The 21601-nt window shown below is 66.8% G+C and carries 23 protein-coding genes; 11 read left to right on the plus strand and 12 right to left on the minus strand.

Annotated features, from left to right (window positions below; all coding sequences use genetic code 11):
• Window positions 1-4 precede the first annotated feature (4 nt).
• Genes flgK through C8J43_RS03130 form a run of 10 tightly spaced genes read right to left on the minus strand, consistent with a single transcriptional unit; the run spans window position 5 to window position 7811 of the window.
• Window positions 5-1351 carry a flagellar hook-associated protein FlgK gene (flgK, locus tag C8J43_RS03085; RefSeq protein WP_133029675.1) on the minus strand — a complete coding sequence of 449 codons (1347 nt, stop codon included), beginning with the start codon at window positions 1349-1351 and terminating at the stop codon, window positions 5-7.
• A complete protein-coding gene (locus C8J43_RS22275; RefSeq protein ID WP_243645380.1) occupies window positions 1348-1683 on the minus strand; it encodes a rod-binding protein in 336 nt (111 codons plus the stop codon). Before C8J43_RS22275 ends, flgK begins: the two co-directional genes overlap by 4 nt.
• Window positions 1680-2771, minus strand: coding sequence for a flagellar basal body P-ring protein FlgI (locus C8J43_RS03095; RefSeq protein WP_056054822.1), 1092 nt, complete (start codon window positions 2769-2771; stop codon window positions 1680-1682). Before C8J43_RS03095 ends, C8J43_RS22275 begins: the two co-directional genes overlap by 4 nt.
• 10 nt (window positions 2772-2781) lie before the next feature.
• The gene (locus tag C8J43_RS03100; protein WP_082444261.1) at window positions 2782-3444 is read right to left on the minus strand and encodes a flagellar basal body L-ring protein FlgH; all 663 of its coding nucleotides are present in this window, start codon (window positions 3442-3444) and stop codon (window positions 2782-2784) included.
• Between the two features lie 35 nt (window positions 3445-3479).
• Window positions 3480-4268 (minus strand): flagellar basal-body rod protein FlgG, encoded by a 789-nt coding sequence (gene flgG / locus C8J43_RS03105; protein ID WP_056054219.1) that lies wholly within the window; start codon window positions 4266-4268, stop codon window positions 3480-3482.
• A gap of 13 nt (window positions 4269-4281) precedes the next feature.
• On the minus strand, window positions 4282-5034 hold the full coding sequence (gene flgF / locus C8J43_RS03110; protein WP_056054217.1) for a flagellar basal-body rod protein FlgF: 753 nt from the start codon (window positions 5032-5034) through the stop codon (window positions 4282-4284).
• A 26-nt stretch (window positions 5035-5060) separates the two neighbouring features.
• Window positions 5061-6341, minus strand: a complete 1281-nt coding sequence (locus C8J43_RS03115; protein ID WP_121905027.1) for a flagellar hook protein FlgE — start codon at window positions 6339-6341, stop codon at window positions 5061-5063.
• Between the two features lie 31 nt (window positions 6342-6372).
• On the minus strand, window positions 6373-7056 hold the full coding sequence (locus tag C8J43_RS03120) for a flagellar hook capping FlgD N-terminal domain-containing protein (protein WP_056054212.1): 684 nt from the start codon (window positions 7054-7056) through the stop codon (window positions 6373-6375).
• 2 nt (window positions 7057-7058) lie between these two features.
• Window positions 7059-7454: a flagellar basal body rod protein FlgC gene (flgC, locus tag C8J43_RS03125; protein ID WP_056054208.1), complete on the minus strand. Its 396-nt coding sequence runs from the start codon at window positions 7452-7454 to the stop codon at window positions 7059-7061.
• 18 nt (window positions 7455-7472) lie between these two features.
• Window positions 7473-7811 (minus strand): flagellar basal body protein, encoded by a 339-nt coding sequence (locus tag C8J43_RS03130; RefSeq protein WP_231420572.1) that lies wholly within the window; start codon window positions 7809-7811, stop codon window positions 7473-7475.
• A gap of 736 nt (window positions 7812-8547) precedes the next feature.
• Between C8J43_RS03130 and C8J43_RS03135 the strand changes: the two genes are divergently transcribed.
• The 9 genes from C8J43_RS03135 to C8J43_RS03175 all read left to right on the plus strand — a co-directional run bounded on the left by C8J43_RS03135 (window position 8548) and on the right by C8J43_RS03175 (window position 15421).
• Window positions 8548-9231 (plus strand): MotA/TolQ/ExbB proton channel family protein, encoded by a 684-nt coding sequence (locus tag C8J43_RS03135; RefSeq protein WP_133029677.1) that lies wholly within the window; start codon window positions 8548-8550, stop codon window positions 9229-9231.
• On the plus strand, window positions 9228-9782 hold the full coding sequence (locus C8J43_RS03140; RefSeq protein WP_243645381.1) for a hypothetical protein: 555 nt from the start codon (window positions 9228-9230) through the stop codon (window positions 9780-9782). Before C8J43_RS03135 ends, C8J43_RS03140 begins: the two co-directional genes overlap by 4 nt.
• Complete coding sequence (locus C8J43_RS03145) at window positions 9779-10273, plus strand: flagella basal body P-ring formation protein FlgA (RefSeq protein WP_060526219.1); 495 nt, start codon at window positions 9779-9781, stop codon at window positions 10271-10273. The genes C8J43_RS03140 and C8J43_RS03145 overlap by 4 nt, the downstream gene beginning before the upstream one ends.
• A 99-nt stretch (window positions 10274-10372) precedes the next feature.
• Complete coding sequence (flgM, locus tag C8J43_RS03150; protein ID WP_060526218.1) at window positions 10373-10690, plus strand: flagellar biosynthesis anti-sigma factor FlgM; 318 nt, start codon at window positions 10373-10375, stop codon at window positions 10688-10690.
• A complete protein-coding gene (locus tag C8J43_RS03155; RefSeq protein ID WP_056054194.1) occupies window positions 10677-10994 on the plus strand; it encodes a hypothetical protein in 318 nt (105 codons plus the stop codon). Before flgM ends, C8J43_RS03155 begins: the two co-directional genes overlap by 14 nt.
• 186 nt (window positions 10995-11180) lie before the next feature.
• Window positions 11181-12026 carry a lytic transglycosylase domain-containing protein gene (locus tag C8J43_RS03160; protein ID WP_133029678.1) on the plus strand — a complete coding sequence of 282 codons (846 nt, stop codon included), beginning with the start codon at window positions 11181-11183 and terminating at the stop codon, window positions 12024-12026.
• 3 nt (window positions 12027-12029) lie between these two features.
• Complete coding sequence (gene flhA, locus C8J43_RS03165; RefSeq protein ID WP_133029679.1) at window positions 12030-14090, plus strand: flagellar biosynthesis protein FlhA; 2061 nt, start codon at window positions 12030-12032, stop codon at window positions 14088-14090.
• On the plus strand, window positions 14087-14854 hold the full coding sequence (locus C8J43_RS03170; RefSeq protein WP_133029680.1) for a FliA/WhiG family RNA polymerase sigma factor: 768 nt from the start codon (window positions 14087-14089) through the stop codon (window positions 14852-14854). The genes flhA and C8J43_RS03170 overlap by 4 nt, the downstream gene beginning before the upstream one ends.
• A gap of 39 nt (window positions 14855-14893) precedes the next feature.
• A complete protein-coding gene (locus C8J43_RS03175; RefSeq protein WP_133029681.1) occupies window positions 14894-15421 on the plus strand; it encodes an AAA family ATPase in 528 nt (175 codons plus the stop codon).
• A gap of 46 nt (window positions 15422-15467) precedes the next feature.
• Here C8J43_RS03175 and C8J43_RS03180 read toward each other — a convergent pair whose 3' ends face one another.
• Window positions 15468-17135, minus strand: coding sequence for an MFS transporter (locus C8J43_RS03180; protein WP_133029682.1), 1668 nt, complete (start codon window positions 17133-17135; stop codon window positions 15468-15470).
• Between the two features lie 50 nt (window positions 17136-17185).
• Window positions 17186-18589: a DcaP family trimeric outer membrane transporter gene (locus C8J43_RS03185; protein WP_133029683.1), complete on the minus strand. Its 1404-nt coding sequence runs from the start codon at window positions 18587-18589 to the stop codon at window positions 17186-17188.
• 194 nt (window positions 18590-18783) lie between these two features.
• On the opposite strand from C8J43_RS03185, the gene acs reads away from it, so the two are divergent.
• Together acs and C8J43_RS03195 are read left to right on the plus strand one after the other, a co-directional pair.
• Entirely contained in the window at window positions 18784-20739 is a 1956-nt protein-coding gene (gene acs, locus C8J43_RS03190) for an acetate--CoA ligase (protein ID WP_133029684.1), read from the plus strand.
• Window positions 20736-21359: a response regulator transcription factor gene (locus tag C8J43_RS03195; protein WP_133029685.1), complete on the plus strand. Its 624-nt coding sequence runs from the start codon at window positions 20736-20738 to the stop codon at window positions 21357-21359. Before acs ends, C8J43_RS03195 begins: the two co-directional genes overlap by 4 nt.
• Window positions 21360-21601 lie beyond the last annotated feature (242 nt).

The raw sequence follows: 21601 nt of genomic DNA on the forward strand, positions 1-21601 counted from the left end.
GGCGTTACCGAATCTCGAGGATGGACTGGAACGTGTCGCGCGCGGTCTGGATCACCCGGCTCGACGCCTGATAGGCTTGCTGGAAGCGCAGCAGATCGACCGCTTCGCTATCGAGATCGACCCCCGACGCCGACGCGAGCGCGCTGACCGCGCCGTCGCGGATCGCGCTCTGCGCATCGGCCACGGTCGTGCGCTGCTGGAGTGCGGCGGCATTGCCGGCGATCAGGTTGACCGTGCGCGTCTCGAACCCGCCGCTCGACCGGACGGTCTGCAACGCGGCCAGGTTCGACGCGTCGCGCATGCTGCCGTTCGCACCGGCGGCGGCGATCCCGCGCGGGTCGGTCAGTACGACCGAGATGTCGGTCGGCGTATCGCCGGTCGCGAACAGCGCGGTACCGGCCTTGCCGTCGAGATCGCGCCCCTGTGCCTGGACCGCATTGACCTGCGCGGTGAAATCCTTGGCGATCGCGTTCAGCCCGTCGCGGGCCGCGACCAGCCGCTGCGCTCCGTCGGCGAACCCGGCGAGCGCGCCGCCCGAAGGCGACAGCGTCGATGTGGCGCCGCCTTGCGTGACCGTGAACTGCACCGCGCCTTCGTCGTTGCGCGCGTACGCCGCCTGGCCACTGTCGGAGCCGACGACGAACGCCGGTCCGGCCGCACCGCCGAGCCGCACCGTCGCGCGACCGAGACCGTCGAACGATGTGTTCACGTCGGTCAGCGTGCTCATCTGGTCGAGCACCTGGTCGCGCTGGTCGGCGAGTTGCGCCGCGCTCGACGAACCCGGCTGCGACCGGGCGATACCGTCGTTGATCTTGGCGAGTGCGGTGCCGAGCGAATTAAGCGAATCGACCGCCTGCGAGGTCGTCGCATCGAGTTCGGCGGTCGCGGTATCGAGCGCCTTGCCGGTGGTCGCGAAGGCGGCGGCGGCACTGCCCGCCGATTCGAGCATCGCCGCGCGGGCCGGAATCGAGGTCGGATCGGCCGACAGCGTCTGCGCCGCGCCGAAGAAGCTGGTGAGCCGGTCGCCGAGCTTGTTGTCGCCCAGCGACGTCTCGATCCGGCTCATCCAGGCAATGCTGGTTTCGGTCTTCGCCAGATCGGTGCCGGCGCTGCGCACCGCCTGCGAGCGGTAGGCATTGGCGCTGCGACCGATGCCGACGACGACCACTCCGCTGCCGTTCGACGACGTCCGCGCGGCGATCCCGCCGCCGATCGACGCGACTTCGCCGAGCGTCGTCGTCCGCCGGGTATAGCCCGCGGTGCCGGTGTTCGCGATGTTCTCCGACACCGTGGACAACGCGGTCTGGTACGCGCGGACGCCCGACGCGCCGATCGAAAGGAGATCGCTCATGGCGGTGAGTCTGTCGTCGCCGGGTTAATATCCGATTGAGATTTGCTGAGAAAATCGGTCATTGCCTTGCCGATGCCGAGCGGCGTGTGCTCGGCCATCGACTTCGCGATCAGCCCGTCCTGCATGTCGGTGAAGGTATCGATCGCCTTCGAATCGAAGATCGGATCGGCCAGTTTCGCCTGCCGCATGCTCTTCAACATCATGCCGGTGAAGACCGCCTCGAACTTCTGGCCGGCCTTGTCGAGATTGTCCTTCGACTTGAGCCGGCTCGTGTCGGTCGAGATCCCGGTGGTCGCGGTCGTCGCGAGCGTGGGTGGGGTGATCGCGCTCACAGGACGATCAACTCGGCCTTGAGCGCGCCGGCTTCCTTCAGCGCCTCGAGGATCGCGACCAGATCGGCGGGCGAGGCGCCGATCGCGTTGACCGCCTTGACGATGTCGGCGAGCTTGGGGCCGGGTGCGAGCAGGAACATCGGGCGACGCTCCTCCTCGACCGCGACGCGGCTGTTCGGGGTGATCGCGGTCTGGCCCTGGCTGAACGGCGCGGGCTGGCTGACCTGCGGCTTCTCGTCGATCCGCACCGTCATCTTGCCGTGCGTGATCGCCGCCGGGCCGACCCGGACCGCCGAGTTGATGACCACGGTGCCGGTGCGCGCGTTGACGATCACCTTGGCGGAAGGCTCGGCAGACACGACGTCGAGATTCTCGATCGTCGACATCAGCGTGGCCCGGACGTCCGCGCCGATCGGTGCACGTACCGAAACGGAGACCGCGTCGATCGCCTGCGCGCTGCCGAAGCCAAGCTTCGAATTGATCGCGCCCGCGACATTCTGCGCGGTGGTGAAATCGGCGCGCGCGAGGTTGAAGGTGAGCATCGGCGCGCTGTCGAACCCGGTCGCGACCGCACGTTCGACCGTGGCTCCCTCCGGGATGCGCCCGGTAGAGGGCACGTTGACGACGATCTTCGACCCGTCCGCGCCTTCGGCCCCGAGGCCACCCACGGCGAGGTTGCCCTGCGCCATCGCATAAATCTGGTTATCGGCCCCGAGCAGCGGCGTCATGATCAGGCTGCCACCGCGGAGCGACTTCGCCTTGCCCATCGACGCGACGGTGATGTCGAGCCGCTGGCCAGGCTTGGCGAACGGCGGCAGTTCGGCGGTGATCATCACCACCGCCGCGTTCTTCATCCCAGGATTCGCGGTCGGCGGCAGCTGCAGGCCGAAGCGCGATGCGACCGCCTTCAGCGACTGCACGGTGTATTCGAGGTTGTCGTCGCCGGTGCCAGGGAGCCCCACGACGATGCCGTAGCCGGTCAGCTGGTTCGATCGGATCCCCTGGAACCCGCCCAGATCCTTGATCCGGTCGGCCGAGGCCGGGCCTGCGATCAGGAGCGATGCGAAAAGGGCGAGCAGGAAGCGCATGGTCACGGCCTTAGAACGGGCTGACGACGGAGAAGAAGCGGCCGAGCCACCCCTGGCGGCCGGCGCGGGCGACGTCGCCCTTGCCGGTGTACGAGATCTGCGCGTCGGCCACGCGGGTCGACAGCACGCGGTTGTTCGCGTCGACGTCGGCGGTGCGGACCAGACCCTTGATCTTGAGGAACTCGTCGCCGCGATTGAGCGTCACGCGCTTCTGGCCCTGCACCAGCATCGTTCCGTTGGGATAGACCTGCGCGACCGTCACGCTGACTTCGCCCGACAGCGAGTTCGTCTGGTCGGCGGCGCCGGTGCCGTTGAAATTGCGCCCGCCGCTGATCGCCGCATCGCTCTTGTTGAACAGGTTGAGCGCGCCGGTGGTCGGCGGCGTGATGCTCGCGCCGCCATTGCTGTCGAGCTTCGACCCCGACGTCTTCGATGCCGCGGTCCGCTCGACCAGCACGATCGTCAGCGGATCGCCGACCTTCCGCGCGCGCCAGCCTTCGTACAGCGCTGCGTAACCATCCTGCGCCTGGAAGATCGAGCCGGTCGCGACGACCGGCACCGGCACGACCGGAAGAGGCCGCGCGACCGAGAAATCCTCGGGCGGCAGCTTCTTGCCGAAGATACCGGCATCGGCCGCGGACGAAGCGAACCCGGCGAGCGCGATCGCAGTCATCAAGACGACGGAATGGGAAGCGGTGCGGGTCATGATCAGATGTTCTGATTGACGTATTTGAGCATGTCGTCGGTCGCCGAGATCATCTTCGAATTCACCTCGTACGCGCGCTGCGTCTCGATCATGTCGACGAGTTCCTCGACGACATTGACGTTCGACGCCTCGAGCATGCCCTGCTTGATGTTGCCGCGACCGTCCTGGCCCGCGACGCCGACATTGGCCGCGCCGCTCGCCGCGGTCTCGACCAGGTAATTGTCGCCGGTCGCCTGGAGGCCGGCGCCGTTCGGAAAGTTCGCCACCTGGATCTGGCCAAGCTGCGTCGCTTCGGTCTGGCCGGGAACGGTCGCCGACACGGTGCCGTCCGACCCGATCGTGATCGCGGTCGTGCCCTGCGGCACGGTGATGCCGGGTTGCACCTGATAGCCTTCGCTGGTGACCAGCAAACCTTCGGCCGAGCGCGAGAAATTGCCCGAGCGCGTATAGCCGAGCGTCCCGCCGGGCATCTGCACCTGGAAATAGCCGTCGCCGTCGAGCGCGAGATCGAGGCTGTTGCCGGTCGTCTGCATCGCGCCCTGCGTATCGACGCGCGCGGTGCCCTGAATCTTGACGCCGGTGCCGAGGTTGAGCCCGGTCGCGTATTTGGTCTCGGACGTGCTCTGCGCGCCCGGTGTCGTCACGACCTGATAGGCGAGCGTCTCGAACGCGGCGCGGTCCTTCTTGAAGCCCGTCGTGTTCACGTTGGCGAGATTGTTCGAGATGACGCGCATGCGCATATCCTGGGCGTCGAGCCCGGTACGCGCGATATGCATGGCTGCGGATGACATTCGTCGGTTCCTTCTAGCTCGGCAGGCGCATCACGGATGCGCCGCTTTCATCCATGTCCTTGGCGGACTTCAACATATTGGCCTGGACTTCGTAACTGCGCTGGTTCTCGATCATGTCGACCAGCGCCTGCGTCATGTTGACGTTCGATCCCTCGATCGCCCCGCCCTGCACCTTCGCGTCGAGATCCTCGGGTAGCGTCCCCCCGCCCTTGACGCGCAGCAGGTTGTCGAGACCCTTGACCGTCTCCGACCCCTTGGTGTCGGCGAGCTTGAGCTTGTCGATGACCTGCGGGTTCTTCGCGTCCCCACCCTGCGGCACGATCGAGATCGTCCCGTCGCCGGCGATCGACAGCGACTGGTAGGGCGGCAGGGTGATCGGCCCCCCCGAGCCGATCACCGGATGCCCGTCGCCGGTCTGCAGCACGCCCGAGGGCGCGACCTCAAGGTCACCACGGCGGGTATACGCCTCGGAGCCGTCCGATGCCTGTACCGCCAGCCATGCGGTGGTGCCGGTGATAGCGACGTCGAGCGGCCGCCCGGTCTGCTGGATGGCGCCCGGCGACCGATCCGCGTCGGTGACCTCTTCCGAGGTCGGCGCGCGCGCCTCCAGCGTGGTGCCGTCGCCCTTCAGGTTCATCCGGTCGAACACCACGCGATCGGCGCGGAATCCGGTCGTCGACGCGTTCGCCATGTTGTTGGCGATCGCCGCCTGCGCCGCCATGTGCGCACGCAGGCCCGACGCCGCGGTGTAGACCAGCTTGTCCATTCAGGGTCCCCTGCGCGCTTTTTCGGTCAGCTGCGGATGTTGAAGATGGTCTGCGAGATCTGGCTGGCGGTATCCAGGGCCTTCGAATTCGCCTGGAAATTGCGCTGTGCCGCGATCAGGTTGACCAGCTCCTCGGTGATGTCGACGTTCGATCGCTCGATCGTCCCCGACATCAGGTTGCCGAGGCCACGCTGACCAGCCGTGCCGGCGATCGGGCTGCCCGAGACACCGGTCGATGCCCAGCCGCTGTCGCCGAGCTGGCGCAGACCCGACGGGTTCGAAAAGTTGACGAGTGCAACCTGGCCCAGCGCCTTGACGTCGCCGTTCGAGAAGCTCGCCTTCACGATCCCGGCATCGTCGACGGTCACGCCCTGCAACTGACCGACCGCAAGGCCGTCCTGCGTCTGCGTGGCGACCTTGAACGACGCCGCGCTCTGCGTGCTCGCGGTCAGGTCGAGGCTGATTGCCTGCGCCGACCCGCTGGCCGGGGTGAACGCGTCGAACGTGGTCTTGGCCGCCGGAGCTGTCAGCTGCCCGGTGCTGCCGAACTGCAACTTTACGCTGTCGCTGCCGCCTGCCGTCATCGGCTTGTCGCCGACGAAGCTGTAGACCGACCAGGTCGACGACAGGTCGGCCGTGCCGCCCTGGGGCGTTGCGATCGGCGCCGTATCGCGGACGTAATAGCTCGTCATCGCCATCGGATTGCCCTGCGAGTCATAGACCGAGGTCGTCGTCGCCTGGTTGTACGACGACACGTCGAGGCGATTGAACGTCGCATTGGCCGGCTGCGCGGTGTTGGCGTTCAGGTTGACGCCCAGCTTGACGTCCTGCGTGGCCTTCAGCGCGCCGCTGGTCGCGGGCAGCGTCAGGTTCTGCAGCGTGTTCATGCTCGCCTGGATGACGTTGCCCGAACCGTCGACAGGATAGACCTGGAGGAAGTTGCCGTTCGCGTCGGTGACGTTGTTGTTGGCGTCGACCAGGAACGAGCCGTTGCGCGTGTAGTTGACCGTCGCCGAGCTCGGATCGGGCTTGACCGCGAAGAAGCCGTCGCCCGACACGGCGAGGTCGAGCGCGCTCGCCGACTGGAGCAGATTGCCCTGCCCGAACTGCTGGCGGTTGCCCTTGACCATGACGCCCGAGCCGACCTGCTGCGACGGCGCGACCGACACGCTCGAGGCGATCACGTCGGCGAAATCGGTGCGGCTCTTCTTGAAGCCGTTGGTCGAGACGTTCGCCAGATTGTGCGAGATCGTCGCCATTTCGGCCTGCGAAGCCTGGAGACCGGAAAGCGAGGTATAGAAAGACATGCGGTGAACTCCTTGAAATTAGGGGGTGCGATCAGCCGATCTGGCGGATGGCGCTGGCCGGCACTTCGCCGATGCCGGGGAGAGTAAGGACGGCGGAACCGGTGGTGGTCGAGACCGACTGGACCGGCGCCCAGACCAGATTGGTCGCGCCGACCGCGGCGCCGCCGCTCTGCGCCGCGACGCTGATCGTGAAGGGGCCATTGCCGGCATCGACCCCGGCCGCATTCTTGCCGTCCCAGTCGTAGCCGACCGTGCCCTTGGCCTGCGGCCCGAGCGCCATCGTCTTGAGCGCGGCGCCGCTCGCGTCGCTGATCGTCACGTTGACGCCCGACGCCGCGGCGGCCAGCTCGACCGACCCGGCAATCCCGCCGCCGGTCCGGCCGTACGCGGTCGTACCGGCGGTCAGCACGGTCTTGCCGACATAGCCCATCGCTTCGCTGGTGCTGGTGACGCCAAGCTTGTCGGCGATCGCCTTCATCGTCGAATTCATCTCGGAGATCCCCGAGGTGGTCGAGATCTGCGCCATCTGCGCGACCATCTGGGTGTTGTCGACCGGATTGAACGGGTCCTGGTTCTGCATCTGCGCGGTCATCAGCTTCAGGAAATCGGACTGGCCGAGGTTCGACGAGCCCGATGGGGTCGCCGTCTTGGCTGCCGCCGTCGAGGTGCGCGCGATACCGAGACTGTTCAGCGTGGAATCGAAGGAGGTTGCCATGATCAGCGGCCTAGCTTGAGGGTATCGATGATGAGCGACTTGGCCGTGTTCATCACTTCGACGTTGTTCTGGTAGCTGCGGGCGGTCTCCATCATGTCGACCATCTCGCGGGTTTCATCGACCGACGCCTCGAAGATGTTGCCATCCTTGTCGGCCATCGGATTGTCGGGGTCGTAGCGCTTGGTCGGCGCTTCGCCGGCGCTGACGACGCGCTCGACGTCGACCGTCGACATGCCGCTCGCCGCGTCGAAGCTGGTGCGGAACACCGGCCGCATCGACTTGTACGCGGTCTCGGCCGACCCGGTCGTGCCGCCGGCGTTGGCGAGGTTGGACGCGGTCGTGTTCATCCGGACAAGCTGCGCGGACATCGCGCGGCCGGCCACCTGGAAGATCGTCATGGGCTGGTTGGACACGTCTTATTCCCCCTTCAGCGCGCGGGTGATCGTGCTGATCCGCCCGTTCAGGAACGACAGCGTCGTCTGATACTGGACGGCGTTCTCGGCGAACGCGGTCTGCTCGTGGCTCAGTTCGACGGTGTTGCCATCGAGCGAGGTCTGCGTCGCGACGCGGTATTTGGTCGCGGCACTCGTGCCGCCATCGTTCTCGACCGACGCGAGCGCCGCGTTGAAATCGATGTCGCGCGCCTTGAAGCCCGGCGTCGACGCGTTGGCGATGTTCGACGCCAGCACGCCCATGCGCTGCGAGCGCACCTCGAGTGCCGCCCCATGAACTCCGAAAAGCGTGTCGCCTGACACAGACCTGTCTCCCAGCGCAACCGTTGCGCAACCGGACATAAGCAATGCCCGTGCCAGTTTTTGCGATGCGGGTGGAGGATGTGACTTTGCCGGTCGACGGCAGGCGGGCGGCAAGCCGTCCGGCAACCGCTTGCCGGTGCGGCAGCACCAACCGGCAGCCGCGTTGCCGGTTCGCTGCTCACCTAGCTTATGAAGGGGTTAGAGAATGTTCGGCGGGCACGGCAGCCAAGCAGCCCACCCACCCCCAGCCCCTCCCTTCACGAGGGAGGGGAGAAGGTTTCAGCGCACATCCCGCTCCACTCCATGTTTCCCCGCGAAGGCGGGGACCCAGACTGGGCTCCCGCCTTCGCGGGAGAACAAGGAGGAGCCACCACGCTCGCCCCCCCCATCCCTAGCGGATACGCCAGCCAGCGAGTTTCACCACCCCGGCGAAGGCCGGGGCCCAATTGGCAAGGTCGCAGTAACGAAGCGCGCCCCCAGTCAGCGACGTTTCCCAATTGGGCCCCGGCCTTCGCCGGGGTGGTGGCTTAGGGGAAGGATCAGGCCCCACCCAACAACCCACACCTTACTTCCCCCCTCCCTCGTGAAGGGAGGGGCCGGGGGTGGGTGGGCCGCTTGGCGAGCACCGCAGCTAGCAACCAACTCGCCCCACACCCTCTTCACAAGGAGCGCAGCCACCACCCCCTCCCACAACGCCCCCCAACAAACTGGCCCACACCTTGCAGAGATCGCGCGTATGATCACCCCCGACCTCCTGTTCGATCCCGTCGCGCTCGCCATCGTCGGTGGCGGCACCGCGCTCGCCGTCGTCCTGCGCACGCCCGCCCGCGACCTCGGCCGCGCGCTGGCCGCGGTGACCATCCTCGGTCGCGCCCGGTTCGACGCCGATCCGTTGCTCCAGCAGATCACCGCGCTGTCGCGGATCGCCAAGCGCCACGGCGTGATGGCGCTGGATCGCTCGGTCATCACCGACACTGACGTTGCCGCCGGGATCGCCGCGATCGTCGACGGCGGGACGGCCAACAGCGTCGCCACGCTCGTCCAGCATCGTCGTCGTGCGCGGATCGAGCGCCACGTCGCCGCCGCCGACGTCTGGGCGGGCGCCGCCGAAGCCGCGCCGGCGATGGGCATGGTCGGCACGCTGATCGGCCTCGCGCAGATGTTCGCGACGATGAACAATCCCGACGCGATCGGCGGCGCGATGGCGGTCGCGCTGCTCGCGACGCTGTATGGTGCGCTGCTCGCCAATCTGGTGTTCATGCCGATCGCCAACCGCCTGCGCGCGCAGGGCCGCACCGAAGCGTTCGAACGCGCGCGGATCGAGGCGCCGCTGGTGGCGCTCGCCGAACGCGAGACGCCGCGCGGCTATGTCGCACCGACCCCGCTGCCGACCTTGGTCCCGGCGGTCTCGGCGGCATGACCGCGAGCGACTATCCCGAAACGCCGCCCGGCAAGCCGCTGTGGCTGATGACGCTCGCCGATCTCGCGCTCCTGCTGGTCGGGTTTCTCGTGCTCGTCCAGGCGAGCCAGCATCTCGGCGCGCGCGATCTCGCCAAGGGAATCCGCAAGGGTTTCGGCGCGAGCGTCGCCGAGCCAACGCCGATGCCGGTCGCCGCCGCGGGCATGCTCGATTTCGCCCCCGGCTCGGCGATCATGCCGACCAGCCCCGGCGCGCTCGTCGCCTGGGCGCGAGAAGCCGGGCGCGATCCGCGCATGATGCTGACCGTCACCGGCTCGACCGACGGCACCCCCGCCGATGTCGACCCCACCACCGGCAGCGCCGCGATCCTCGCCGCCGACCGCGCCCGCACCGTCGCCGCCGCGCTCTCGGCGGTCGCACCGTCGCGCGTGACGATCGTCACCACCACCAAACCCGGCCGCCGTGCCGCCATCGTCTCGCTCGCCTTCGTCGGCGAGCCGCAGAAGACCGCTCCCATGCAGAAGATTGCCCCCATGAGGACCATGCCATGATTCTTCCCCTCCTGCTGGTCGCTGCGAGCTTCCAGGACACCACCACGCTGGACGCCTCGGTCGCCGCCTTCACCGGCCGCCCGACCGGCGCCGAGGGTGGCGCGCGCACGCCGGTCGACGCGCGATTGCGGCTCGCGACCTGCCCGACGGTGTCGCTGTCGTGGCGATCCGAACAGCATGATGCGGTGGTCGTCTCGTGCGGCGGGCCGGCATGGCGGATCTTCGTCCCCGTCATCCGCCCGGCAAGCGCACCCGCCGCGATCGCCGCGTCGTTCGTCCCCGTCGCCAAGCTTCCACCGGTGATCAAGCGCGGCGACCCGATCGTGATCGAGGCTGGCACCGAAGGTTTCTCGATCAGCCGCGAGGGCGTCGCGATGGGCGATGCCGCGCCGGGCGGCCGGTTCATGGTCAAGGTCGACGACACCCGCACGCCGGTCCAGGCGATCGCGGTCGAGGCTGGCCACGCCACGCTGCCCGGCTGGTCGAACTGACAGACGATCGACCTGAATTTTCGAACGGTTTAATTTTGCTAAAGCTTTCGAGCGTGCGGTCGTATCTCCTGATGTCAGCGCAAACCAAAGGATGCGGACATGGTGGATTCGATCGGCGCGAAGCCGTCAGTAGCAGGAGATCGCTCCGTCGCGCGCGTCGCCGCCGCGACGCCGACGACGGCCGTTCAGACGCCGGTACAGCCGCAGGCGTCGTCGCCGGCATCGGCCCAGCCCTCGGTCCTCTCGGACTCGTTGGCACTGGCCAAGACGATGGCCTCGTCGCCCCCGGTCAACGCGACGCGCGTCGCCGAGATCAAGAAGGCGATCGCCAGCGGCACCTTCCCCATCCTTCCCGCGACCATCGCCGACCGGCTGATGGCGCTCAGCCTCGCCTGGAATTCCAATGAAGCGGCGTGAAGCCCTGATCCGTGTGATCGACTCGCTGCATGCCGAGATCGCCGCGCTGAAGTCGAACGACGTCGCCAGCCTCGAACGCGCGACCGCCGACAAGCTCGCCGGGATCGAACAGGTCGCGCTGCTCGGCACCGGGCCCGCGGGCACCGAGATCCGCGAACTGGCCGACGAGGCGAACCGGCTCAACGAGACATGCCGGATCTACACCAACTTGATGGCGGCAAATGTCCGCCGCCGCCTGCAAACCCTGACCGGCGACGGCGCCATTGCCGGGTATCGGCCGGGTCTGCGCGCCGCGTACGCCTGACTTCTGCGCCTCTCCCTTTTAACCTCCGTCATCCTGACGAAAGTCAGGATCCAGAGTAACAGAGGGTTTCGCTACATGGCTCTGGATCCTGACTTTCGTCAGGATGACGGCGCTACGGGAACCGAATACCGAAACTGGCACGCCCCTTGCTGAGCATCCCCTGAACCAGGGGCACCGCACACGGGCATGACCGTCAATCCTATCACTACCGGCCGGATCCAGTCCGCGATCGCGCTTGCGAGCAGCAAGACGGGCGTGGATTTCGACTATCTGCTGGGCCAGGCGAAGCTCGAGAGCGGGCTCAACGCCAACGCCAAGGCCGGCACGTCGAGCGCCTCCGGCCTCTATCAGTTCATCGAACAGAGCTGGCTCTCCGTCGTCAAGAAGCACGGCGCCGAACACGGCATGGCGTGGGCCGCGAACAGCATCGGCCAGTCGTCGAGCGGTCGCCTCTCGGTCGGCGATGCCGGCACCAAGGCGGCGATCCTCGCGCTGCGCAACGATCCCAACGCCGCCTCGCTGATGGCCGCCGAATACGCGTCCGACAACAAGGCCTCGCTCGAAGGCACGCTGAACCGCCCCGCGTCGGGCACCGACCTGTATATGGCGCACTTCATGGGTCTCGGTGGCGCGACCAAGTTCCTCAAGACGATGCAGGCCAACCCGCAGGCGAGCGGCGCCGCGCTCTTCCCCGCCGCGGCGCGCGCGAACCACAACGTCTTCTACGATTCGAACAACCAGCCGCGCACGCTGTCGGCGATCTACGACCGGTTCGCCGACAAGCTCGGCGGTGCCGCCGCCGGGGCAGGCGCGACCGCGACACCCGCCAACTATGCCGCGCAGGCACTCGACATGAACGGTTCCACGGTCATCACCGGCAGCAACGAAAGCGCCGACGACGCGCTCGCCTGGGCAACAACTGCAATGGGCAGGTTCACCGGCAAGGCGACGCAGGCCGCGGTGAACGTCCTGCGCCCGACGCCCGACACCGCGCGCCTCGCCTACATGATGCTCGCACGGTTGGGCGGCTAAGCGATGAACCGCATCCTCTCCAACGCCCGCGCGTCCGTCCTGCCGCTCGCGATCCTGCTGCTCGTGCTCGTCATGGTCGTGCCGATCCCGGCGTTCATGCTCGACATCTTCTTCGTGGCGAACATCGCGATCAGCCTCGCGGTGCTGATGGTCGCCCTGAACGCGCAGAAGCCGCTCGATTTCTCCGCCTTCCCGACCGTGCTGCTGTTCGCCACCCTCTTCCGCCTCGGCCTCAACGTCGCCTCCACCCGCATCGTGCTGGTCCACGGCCACGAGGGCGAGAGCGCGGCGGGTCACGTCATCGAGGCGTTCGGCACCTTCCTGATCGGCGGCGATTACGTCGTCGGCATCTTCGTCTTCGCGATCCTGATGATCATCAACATGATCGTCGTCACCAAGGGCGCCGGCCGCGTGTCGGAAGTCAGCGCGCGCTTCACGCTCGACGCACTCCCCGGCAAGCAGATGGCGATCGACGCCGACCTCAACGCGGGCCTCATCACCCCCGACGAAGCCAAGGCGCGCCGCGTCGAAGTCTCCACCGAAGCCGATTTCTACGGCTCGATGGACGGCTCGTCGAAGTTCGTGAAGGGCGATGCGGTCGCGGCGATGCTGATCCTCGCCGCCAACATCATCGGCGGCCTGATCCTCGGCCCCGTCAGCCACGGCATGACGATCGCGGATGCGGCGCACAATTACATCCTGCTCGCGATCGGCGACGCGCTGGTCGCGCAGCTGCCGTCGCTGATGCTGTCGATCGCCGCCGCGTCGATCGTCACGCGCGTCACCTCCGACAAGGACCTTGCCGGCCAGATCGGCGGCCAGTTCGGTAGCCCACGCACCTGGACGCCGGTCGCGGTCATCCTCGCGCTGCTCGGTATCCTGCCCGGCATGCCGCACATGGTGATCCTGCCGGCGGCCGCCATTGCCGGGTTCGCCGCGTGGAAGCTCCGCCAGATCGAGCGCCGCCCTGCCCCCGTTATGGTCGTCCCCGTCGAGACGATCGACCAGTCGAAGATCGGCTGGGAGGAAGTTACGGATGGCATGCAGGTCAACCTCGACATCGGCTACGGCCTCGTGCCGCTCGCCGACGAGCGACGCGGGTCACCACTGATGGGGCGGATCACCGGCGTGCGTCGTCAGCTGTCGAAGGAACTCGGCTTCGTCGTGCCGCAGGTCCGCGTCCGCGACGACATCAACCTCGCGCCGTACGTCTACCGCATCCTCGTCAACGGCGTCGTCGCCGGCGAGGACACCGTGTCGCCCGACGAGATGCTCGCGCTCGACACCGGCCAGGCGTTCGGCGACCTGTTCGGCAAGAAGGTCAAGGATCCCACCTTCGGGCTCGACGCGACCTGGGTCGATGCGGGCGATGCCGATGCGGCGACCGGTGCGGGCTATCTCGTGGTCGATCCCGGCACCGTGATGGCGACGCACCTCAACCACCTGCTCGGCCAGAACGCGTCCGAGCTGCTCGGCCAGGACGAAGTGCAGGCGCTGCTCGACGGCCTCAAGGAGCGCGCCGCGCAACTGGTCGCAGCACTTGCGCCGCTGCCGATCACGACGCTGACGCAGGTCCTGAAAGGCCTGCTCGCGGAGAACGTGCCGCTCAAGGAATTCCGCCGCATCGCCGGCGCGATCGCGGTCGCGGCGCAGCGCACGCAGGATGCCGAGGAGATCATCGAGACGATCCGTCCCGAGCTCGGCGCGCTCATCATCCAGAAACTGTGCGGCGTGCGCGAACCGCTGCGCGTCATGACGTTGGAGGGTCAATTGGAAGGTCTGCTCGGCCAGGCGATGCGCGCCGATCAATCGCGCCGCCACGTCATCGAACCCGATCTCGGCCGCCGCATCGTCGAGGCGCTGCAACGCGCCGCCGAACCGCTGATCGCCGAGGCGAAACCGTTCGCGCTGGTCGTCCAGCCGACCATCCGCATCGCCATCCGCAAGCTCGTGCGGACGTGCCTGCCCGATACGCCCGTCATGTCGTTCTTCGAGGTGCCTGAAGAAAAGGCCGTCGAAGTCGTTGCGGTCATCGGTGCCTCGCAGCAGGCGCTGGCGGCATGAGCGCGCTCCCGATGCGTGGTGCGTTCGACGATGCGCAGCCCTATACAGGCCAGCCGCTCACCTACCGCCCCCACCAGCGCCCCGGCGGCGATGCGGACCAGCTCGTCAAACAGCATCTCCCGCTGGTCCGCCGGATCGCGTGGCACGTCCACGGCAGCATGAGCAGCAGCGTCGAGGTCGAGGATCTGATCCAGGTCGGCCTGGTCGCGCTGGTCGAGGCCGCCGCGAATTTCGACGAACGCGGCATGCCGTTCAAGACCTACCTTATCACCCGCCTGCGCGGCAGCATGATCGACGAACTCCGCCGCCAGGCCACGTCGACGCGCGGCGCGATGCGTCGACGACGTCAGTATGCCGAGGCGATCTCGACGCTCACCGCCCGCACGGGGAAAGCCCCAGGAGAAGACATGATCGCAGAGCATATCGGCGTGACGATCGAAAAACTCCGCACCGACTACGTCACGGCCGACGCACTCCGCTTCGACTCGATCGACGAGATGTATGCCGACGACCTGCCCTGGTTCGCCGACGACACGCCCGATGCCTTCGAGCAGCTCGCCGACAGCGACATGCGCGAGGCCTTGATCAAGGCGATCACCGCGCTCCCCGAACGCGAGGCGCAGGTGATCCAGCTCTATTATGTCGAGGAACTCAACCTCGAGGAGATCGGCGAAGTCTTCGGCGTGGGCTCGGCGCGCGTCTGCCAGATCAAGGCGTCCGCGCATGCGAAACTGAAAAAGGCACTCGCCCGCCAGATCGCCTGAGCTCTGTTTCTTCAGCGCGCGGAAGAGTAATCGGCGCGGATGACGTTGGACGAACTCGGATCGCGCATCTGCATCATGGGACCATCCAACAGCGGCAAGTCCACGCTGGCGGACGCCCTATCGCAGGCGCGGGAGCTTACCGCGATCCACCTCGATCAGCTGCACCATCTGCCGCATACCGACTGGGTCCCGCGGCCCGCAGACGAATTCGCCGCGTTGCATGATGCCGCGATCCTGGGCTCATGCTGGGTGATCGACGGCAATTATTCGCGGCTTATCCCGCGCAGACTTGAGCGCGCCACCGGGGTCATCCTGCTCGATGTGTCCACTGCGGTCAGCCTCTACCGCTATTTGAAGCGCTGCTGGTTCGATCATGATCGCCGCGGCGCGCTCGAAGGCGGTCGCGACACGGTCAAATGGGCGATGATCCGCCACATCACGATCGCCACCAGAACGAACCGCGCACGCTATGCTCGGATGTTCGAGGATATTCGCCTGCCGAAGGTGGCGCTCGAGTCGACCGGCGCACTTGCCGCCTTCTACCGGTCGAACGATTTGCTACGCTGAAAGCCGATCCGGACCCCGTAGCCTGCGGGGTCCGGACCATTTTCGGTCAGCTGTGCAGCGACCGGCGGAACGTCTCGGGCAGGAATACGAGACCCACCAGCGCCGTCACCGCGCAGGCGAGGATCGGATACCAGAGCCCGTAATAGATATCCCCGGTCGCCGCGACCATCGCGAACGCCGCGGTCGGCAGGAACCCGCCGAACCAGCCATTGCCGATATGATAGGGCAGCGACATCGACGTGTAGCGGATCCGCGTCGGGAACAGCTCGACCAGCAGCGCCGCGATCGGGCCGTAGACCATCGTGACGTACAGCACGAGCAGGACGAGGATCGCGATGACCATCGGCTTGTTGATCTGTGCCGGGTCCGCCTTTTCGGGGTAGCCTACTGCGGTCAGTGCGGTCTTCACCTCGGCACCGAACGCCTTGATCGCCGCCGCCTTGTCAGGACCCGTAACGACCGCCGGATTGACGACCGGGATGGTCGTGCCACCGATGTGGATCTGCGCGACGGTGCCCGCGGGTGCGATCACGTTGGCATAGGAGATACCCGCCTTTGCCAGATACGCCTTGGCGATGTCGCACGAGCTGCTGTCGAACTTGTTCTTGCCGACCGGATCGAACTGCACCGAGCACTCGTCGGGATTAGCGACGACGGTTACCGGCGAATTGGCCTGCGCGGCATAGAGCGCCGGGTTGGCGGCCTTCGACAGCGCATGGAACAGCGGCATGTACGTCAGCGCGGCGAGCGCACAGCCGGTCAGGATGATGTATTTCCGCCCGATCTTGTCCGACAGCCAGCCGAAGAAGATGAACGCCGGCGTGGCGATCAACAGCGCGATCGCGATCAGGATGTTGGTGGTCGGCCCATCGACGCGCAGGTTCTTCTCAAGGAAGAACAACGCGTAGAACTGGCTAGTGTAGAACACGACGCCCTGCCCGACGACCGCACCGAACAGCGCGATCAGCACGACCTTGAGGTTGCTCCACTGCCCGAACGCTTCGGTCAGCGGCGCCTTCGAGGTCTTGCCCTCGTCCTTCATCTTCTGGAACACCGGGCTCTCTTCGAGCTGCATGCGGATCCACAGCGACACGGCGAGCAGCGCGATCGAGACGATGAACGGGATGCGCCAGCCCCATGCCGCGAACGCCTCTTCGCCCACCAGCGTACGTACGCCGATGACGATCAGCAGCGCCGCGAACAGCCCGAGCGAGGCGGTGGTCTGGATGAAGCTGGTGAACAGCCCGCGCTTCTTGTCGGGCGCGTGCTCTGCGACATAGGTCGCAGCGCCGCCATATTCGCCGCCGAGCGCGAGGCCCTGCAACAGGCGCAATACCACCAGTGCGATCGGTGCGGCGACGCCGACCGATGCGTAGCTCGGGAGCAGGCCAACCAGGAAGGTCGACAGGCCCATGATCGCCATCGTCACTAGGAAGGTGTTCTTGCGGCCGACGACATCGCCGATCCGCCCGAACACCAGCGCGCCGAACGGCCGCACCGCGAACCCGGCCGCGAACGCCGCGAGCGCGAAAATGAACCCGGTGGTCTCGTTGACGCCCGAGAAGAACTGCGCGGTGATGATCGTCGCGAGCAGGCCGTAGAGGTAAAAATCATACCATTCGAACACCGCGCCGAGCGACGACGCGATGATGATCAGCGGCTGGCTCTGTTTCACGTGCCCAAGGGGCGATGCGTCCCCTGTTGTCGTCGCCATGGCGGTATCCTCTCAGATGGGTTGGGTGGGGATTCTGCTGCGTTGGGCAGTCAGAACCCGTATTTGAATGCGAATTCGAGGCGATCGAGCGCGCCGGTGTCACCCGAGACGAGCTCGCGGACGGCGTGGCGATATTCCACGCCGATGTCGAAGCCCTTGCCCGGCGACCAGAACAAATTGCCTGCGCCGCCATAGGACTTGGCGTTGGCCAGCCCCGTGACGATCACGCCCGCCGGATAATTGGCCGACTGGTAGCTGCCCATGAGCGTCGAGTGGATCGCATCGGTCCAGCCGATCCGCAGCGCCGCGAAGCCCGCGAAATTGTCGATCCGCTCGAGCTGGGTCGCGGTGCCGCCGTAGATCGCGTCGGGGACGTATCCCAATCCCAGATAGCGGCCGATGCCTTGCCCGTAGGTCGCCATGAAGCGCAGGTCGTGACGCTTGCCGATCGGAATCTTGCCGGACCCGGATACGCCCCAGCCGAAGGCGGTATCGCCGCTGCCCAGCGTATCGGTCCGCAACTCGCGCGCGAGGCCGGCGAGCGCGAAATCGCCGAATTTCGGTTTCCAGTTCACCCGTGCCACCACGTCGGGCAGGCGGTCGTCATCCGTGTCGACCAGCGCGGCGTTGGCCGGCAATGCCGTTTCCGTTTCGGGGTTCTCGGCCGCGATCTGCAACGTCAGCCCGGATCGGAACGGGATGGTGTAGCGGACCTGGGCCTGGCGGTTGAACACCGTGCCGTCCAGCGGTCCGACGAAATCCGTCGTCTCCGGCAGCACCGCGATGTTCTGGAAGGTCGACCATTCCTGCCCGACCAGCAAATTGCCATATTCGATGAAGCCACGGCGGAAGGTGGGCGTGTAGGGGTTGGTCGCGCGCTGCGCGCCGACCGGCGCCGTCGCGAGCGCGAAATCGAACTCCACCAGCGTCTTGATGTCGGTGCCGTTCATCGGCGTCGACGTGCTGAACTGCAGGCGGGTCTGGCGCGCGGAGAGCAGCAGATCCTGTGTGGAGAACCCGCCGCCGACCGGAATCTGCTGCGGCAGGAAGAACTCCTTGCCCAGCCCGCCGACCGCGGCCTCGCCGTCGCTGTAACGGCTGGCAATGACGTTGAGACGAACGAAGCCGCCCAGCTTGACCGTCGTGTTGCCGACGCGAAAACCGTCGGTCGGTGCCGAATTTGTCGCGACAGGCTTGGCCTGGGCCACGTTGGTCGCGCCGGGCGATCGGCCTGGCGACTCGGATGCCACGCTCATGGGGGTCGTGCTCGTGGAAGTCGCGCTCATGGGAGTCGGGGCGATCGGCGCCGCGGCCGTTGCCCGCGCCGCGTTCAGCTCGCCGCGCAGATCCTGCACCGCCGCTTCGAGCGCCTTCAACCGTGTCTCGAGCTCGACTTCGCGCGCGGTCTGCGCCTGCGCCGCGGTCGGCACCAGCCCCGCCAACGCACTACTCATCAGCAGCGTCCTGAAAGCCAATCGCTTCATGCCCGTTTCCATCCCCACCCGTCTCCGTCCCAGTTCGTCTATTCGACGTTCTACTATAGGATCGTTGCCACCATGACGGATTGCGACGACGCACACATCCCTTACTTTGGTTAGGGATGATCGTGCCGACACGACCGCGTACAGCGCGGCAAAAGGAGAGCCAGATGACCGAGGCAAGCTATCCCGTCCCCGCGGAATGGGCGAAGGACGCCCTGATCGACGCCGCCGCCTATGACCGGATGTATGCCGAGGCCGCGACCGATCCCGACGCGTTCTGGGCGAAAGAGGCCAAGCGGCTCGACTGGATCGTGGCGCCGACCAAGATCAAGGATACGTCGTTCGACGAGAACGACTTCCACATCCGCTGGTTCGAGGACGGGCAGCTCAACGTCGCCGCGAACTGCGTCGATCGCCACGCCGAGACGCGCCCCGATGCGACCGCGATCCTGTGGGAAGGCGACGACCCTGCCGACGACCGCAAGATCAGCTATGCCGAACTGCGCGACGAGGTGTCGAAGCTCGGCAATGCGCTGAAGGCCAAAGGCGTCAGGAAGGGCGACCGCGTCACGATCTACCTGCCGATGATCCCCGAGGCGGCGTTCGCGATGCTCGCCTGCGCGCGGATCGGCGCGATCCATTCGGTGGTGTTCGGCGGTTTCTCGCCCGAGAGCCTGTGCAACCGCATTCACGATTGCGACAGCCGCATCGTCATCACCGCCGACGAGGGTCTGCGTGGCGGCAAGACCGTGCCGTTGAAGGCCAATGTCGACGCCGCGCTCGACCACGGCGATCTCGCGGTCGAGACCGTCATCGTCGTCCGTCGCACCGGCGGCAAGGTCACCATGACCGAAGGCCGCGACTGCTGGTATGCGGACTGCGTCGAGGGCCAGTCGACCGACTGCGCCCCCGAGCCGATGAACGCCGAGGACCCGCTGTTCATCCTCTATACCAGTGGCTCGACCGGCCAGCCCAAGGGCGTACTCCACTCGACCGGCGGCTATCTGGTCTGGGCGTCGATGACGCACGAATACGTCTTCAACTACCGCCCCGGCGAGATCTTCTGGTGCGCGGCGGACGTCGGTTGGGTTACCGGCCACACCTATTCGCTGTACGGCGCACTCGCGAACGGCGCGACCACCGTGATGTTCGAGGGCGTGCCCAACTACCCCGATCACAGCCGGTTCTGGCAGATCGTCGACAAATACCAGGTCAACATCCTCTACACCGCACCGACCGCGCTCCGGTCGCTGATGCGCGAGGGCGACGACTGGGTGACGCGCACCAGCCGCAAGTCGCTGCGCCTGCTCGGCTCGGTCGGCGAACCGATCAATCCGGAAGCGTGGAACTGGTATCACAACGTCGTCGGTGACGGCCGTTGCCCGATCGTCGACACCTGGTGGCAGACGGAAACCGGCGGCCACATGATCTCGCCACTGCCGGGCGCCACCGCGTTGAAACCCGGCAGCGCGACCAAGCCGCTGTTCGGCGTGCTCCCGGAACTGGTCGATGCGGACGGCAAGGTGCTGGAGGGCGCGGTCGAGGGCAACCTCGTCATCGCCGACAGCTGGCCCGGCCAGATGCGGACCGTGTGGAACGATCACGAACGCTTCTTCCAGACCTATTTCTCGACCTATCCCGGCAAGTATTTCACCGGCGACGGCTGCCGCCGCGACGAGGACGGCTATTACTGGATCACCGGTCGGGTCGACGACGTCATCAACGTCAGCGGCCACCGCATGGGCACCGCCGAAGTCGAGAGCGCACTCGTCGCGCACTCGAAGGTCGCCGAGGCCGCGGTCGTCGGCATGCCGCACGACGTGAAGGGTCAGGGCATCTACGCGTACGTCACGCTCAACGCGAACGCCGAGCCGAGCGATGACCTGCGCAAGGAACTCGTGCAGTGGGTCCGCCGCGAGATCGGGCCGATCGCGACCCCCGACATCCTCCAGTTCGCGCCGGCCCTCCCGAAGACTCGCTCGGGGAAGATCATGCGCCGCATCCTGCGCAAGATCGCGGAGAACCAGCTCGACCAGCTTGGCGACACCTCGACGCTCGCCGATCCCGCGGTGGTCGACGCGCTGATCGCCGGCCGCGAGGAGGCTATCCCCGTACCGGCATGACGCGCACGATCCTCATCGCCGACGATCACCCGCTGTTCCGCCAGGCGTTAAAACTGGCGGTCAGCCGCGCCGCGCCCGACGCGGTGGTGATCGAGGCGGGGCAGCTCTGCGAGGCGGTCGACGCGGTTCGGGGGGCGGAACGGCTCGACCTGATCCTGCTTGACCTGCGCATGCCGGGCTCGGAAGGGTTCGCGGGGGTGGCGTTGCTCCATGCCGAGCGCCCCGACACGCCGATCATGGTGATCTCCTCGGCGGACGAAGCCGAAGCGGCACCGCGTGCGCGGGCGTATGGCGCAATCGGTTTCGTCTCTAAGACCGCTGACCTCGCCACGTTGGAAAACGCCGTAGCCCGAGCCCTCGCCGGCGAACGCGACGCGCCGATCGAAGGTGCCTCCGTCGATGACATGGCGACGCGTGTTGCGAGCCTCACCCCAACCGAACTGAAAGTCCTGCTCGGCGTGCTGGCCGGCCGCCTCAACAAGCAAGTCGCCTTCGACCTCGGTATCTCCGAAGGCACGGTGAAGGGTCACATGACCGCCATCCTGCGCAAGCTGGGCGTCCAAAACCGCACGCAAGCGGTCCTCGCAGCAAGAGCGATGGACATCCACTTCGCCGACTAGCCGCGCACCGACTGCCCCCTCCCCCAACCGTCATCCTGACGAAAGTCAGGACCCAGGATACCACCCACCCCGATCGTGGCTCTGGATCCTGACTTTCGTCGGGATGACGGCGTGTGTCCGCGGCTTGATCCTCCCCCGCCAGGGGGAGGTGGCGCCAAAGGCGACGGAGGGGAGGAAGCCGCAACAGCAGTTCTCCCTTTCCTCCCCCTCCGTCAGGCAAACGCCTGCCACCCCCCCCTGGC

The sequence above is a fragment of the Sphingomonas sp. PP-CE-1G-424 genome (assembly GCF_004341085.1).
GTDB lineage: Bacteria > Pseudomonadota > Alphaproteobacteria > Sphingomonadales > Sphingomonadaceae > Sphingomonas.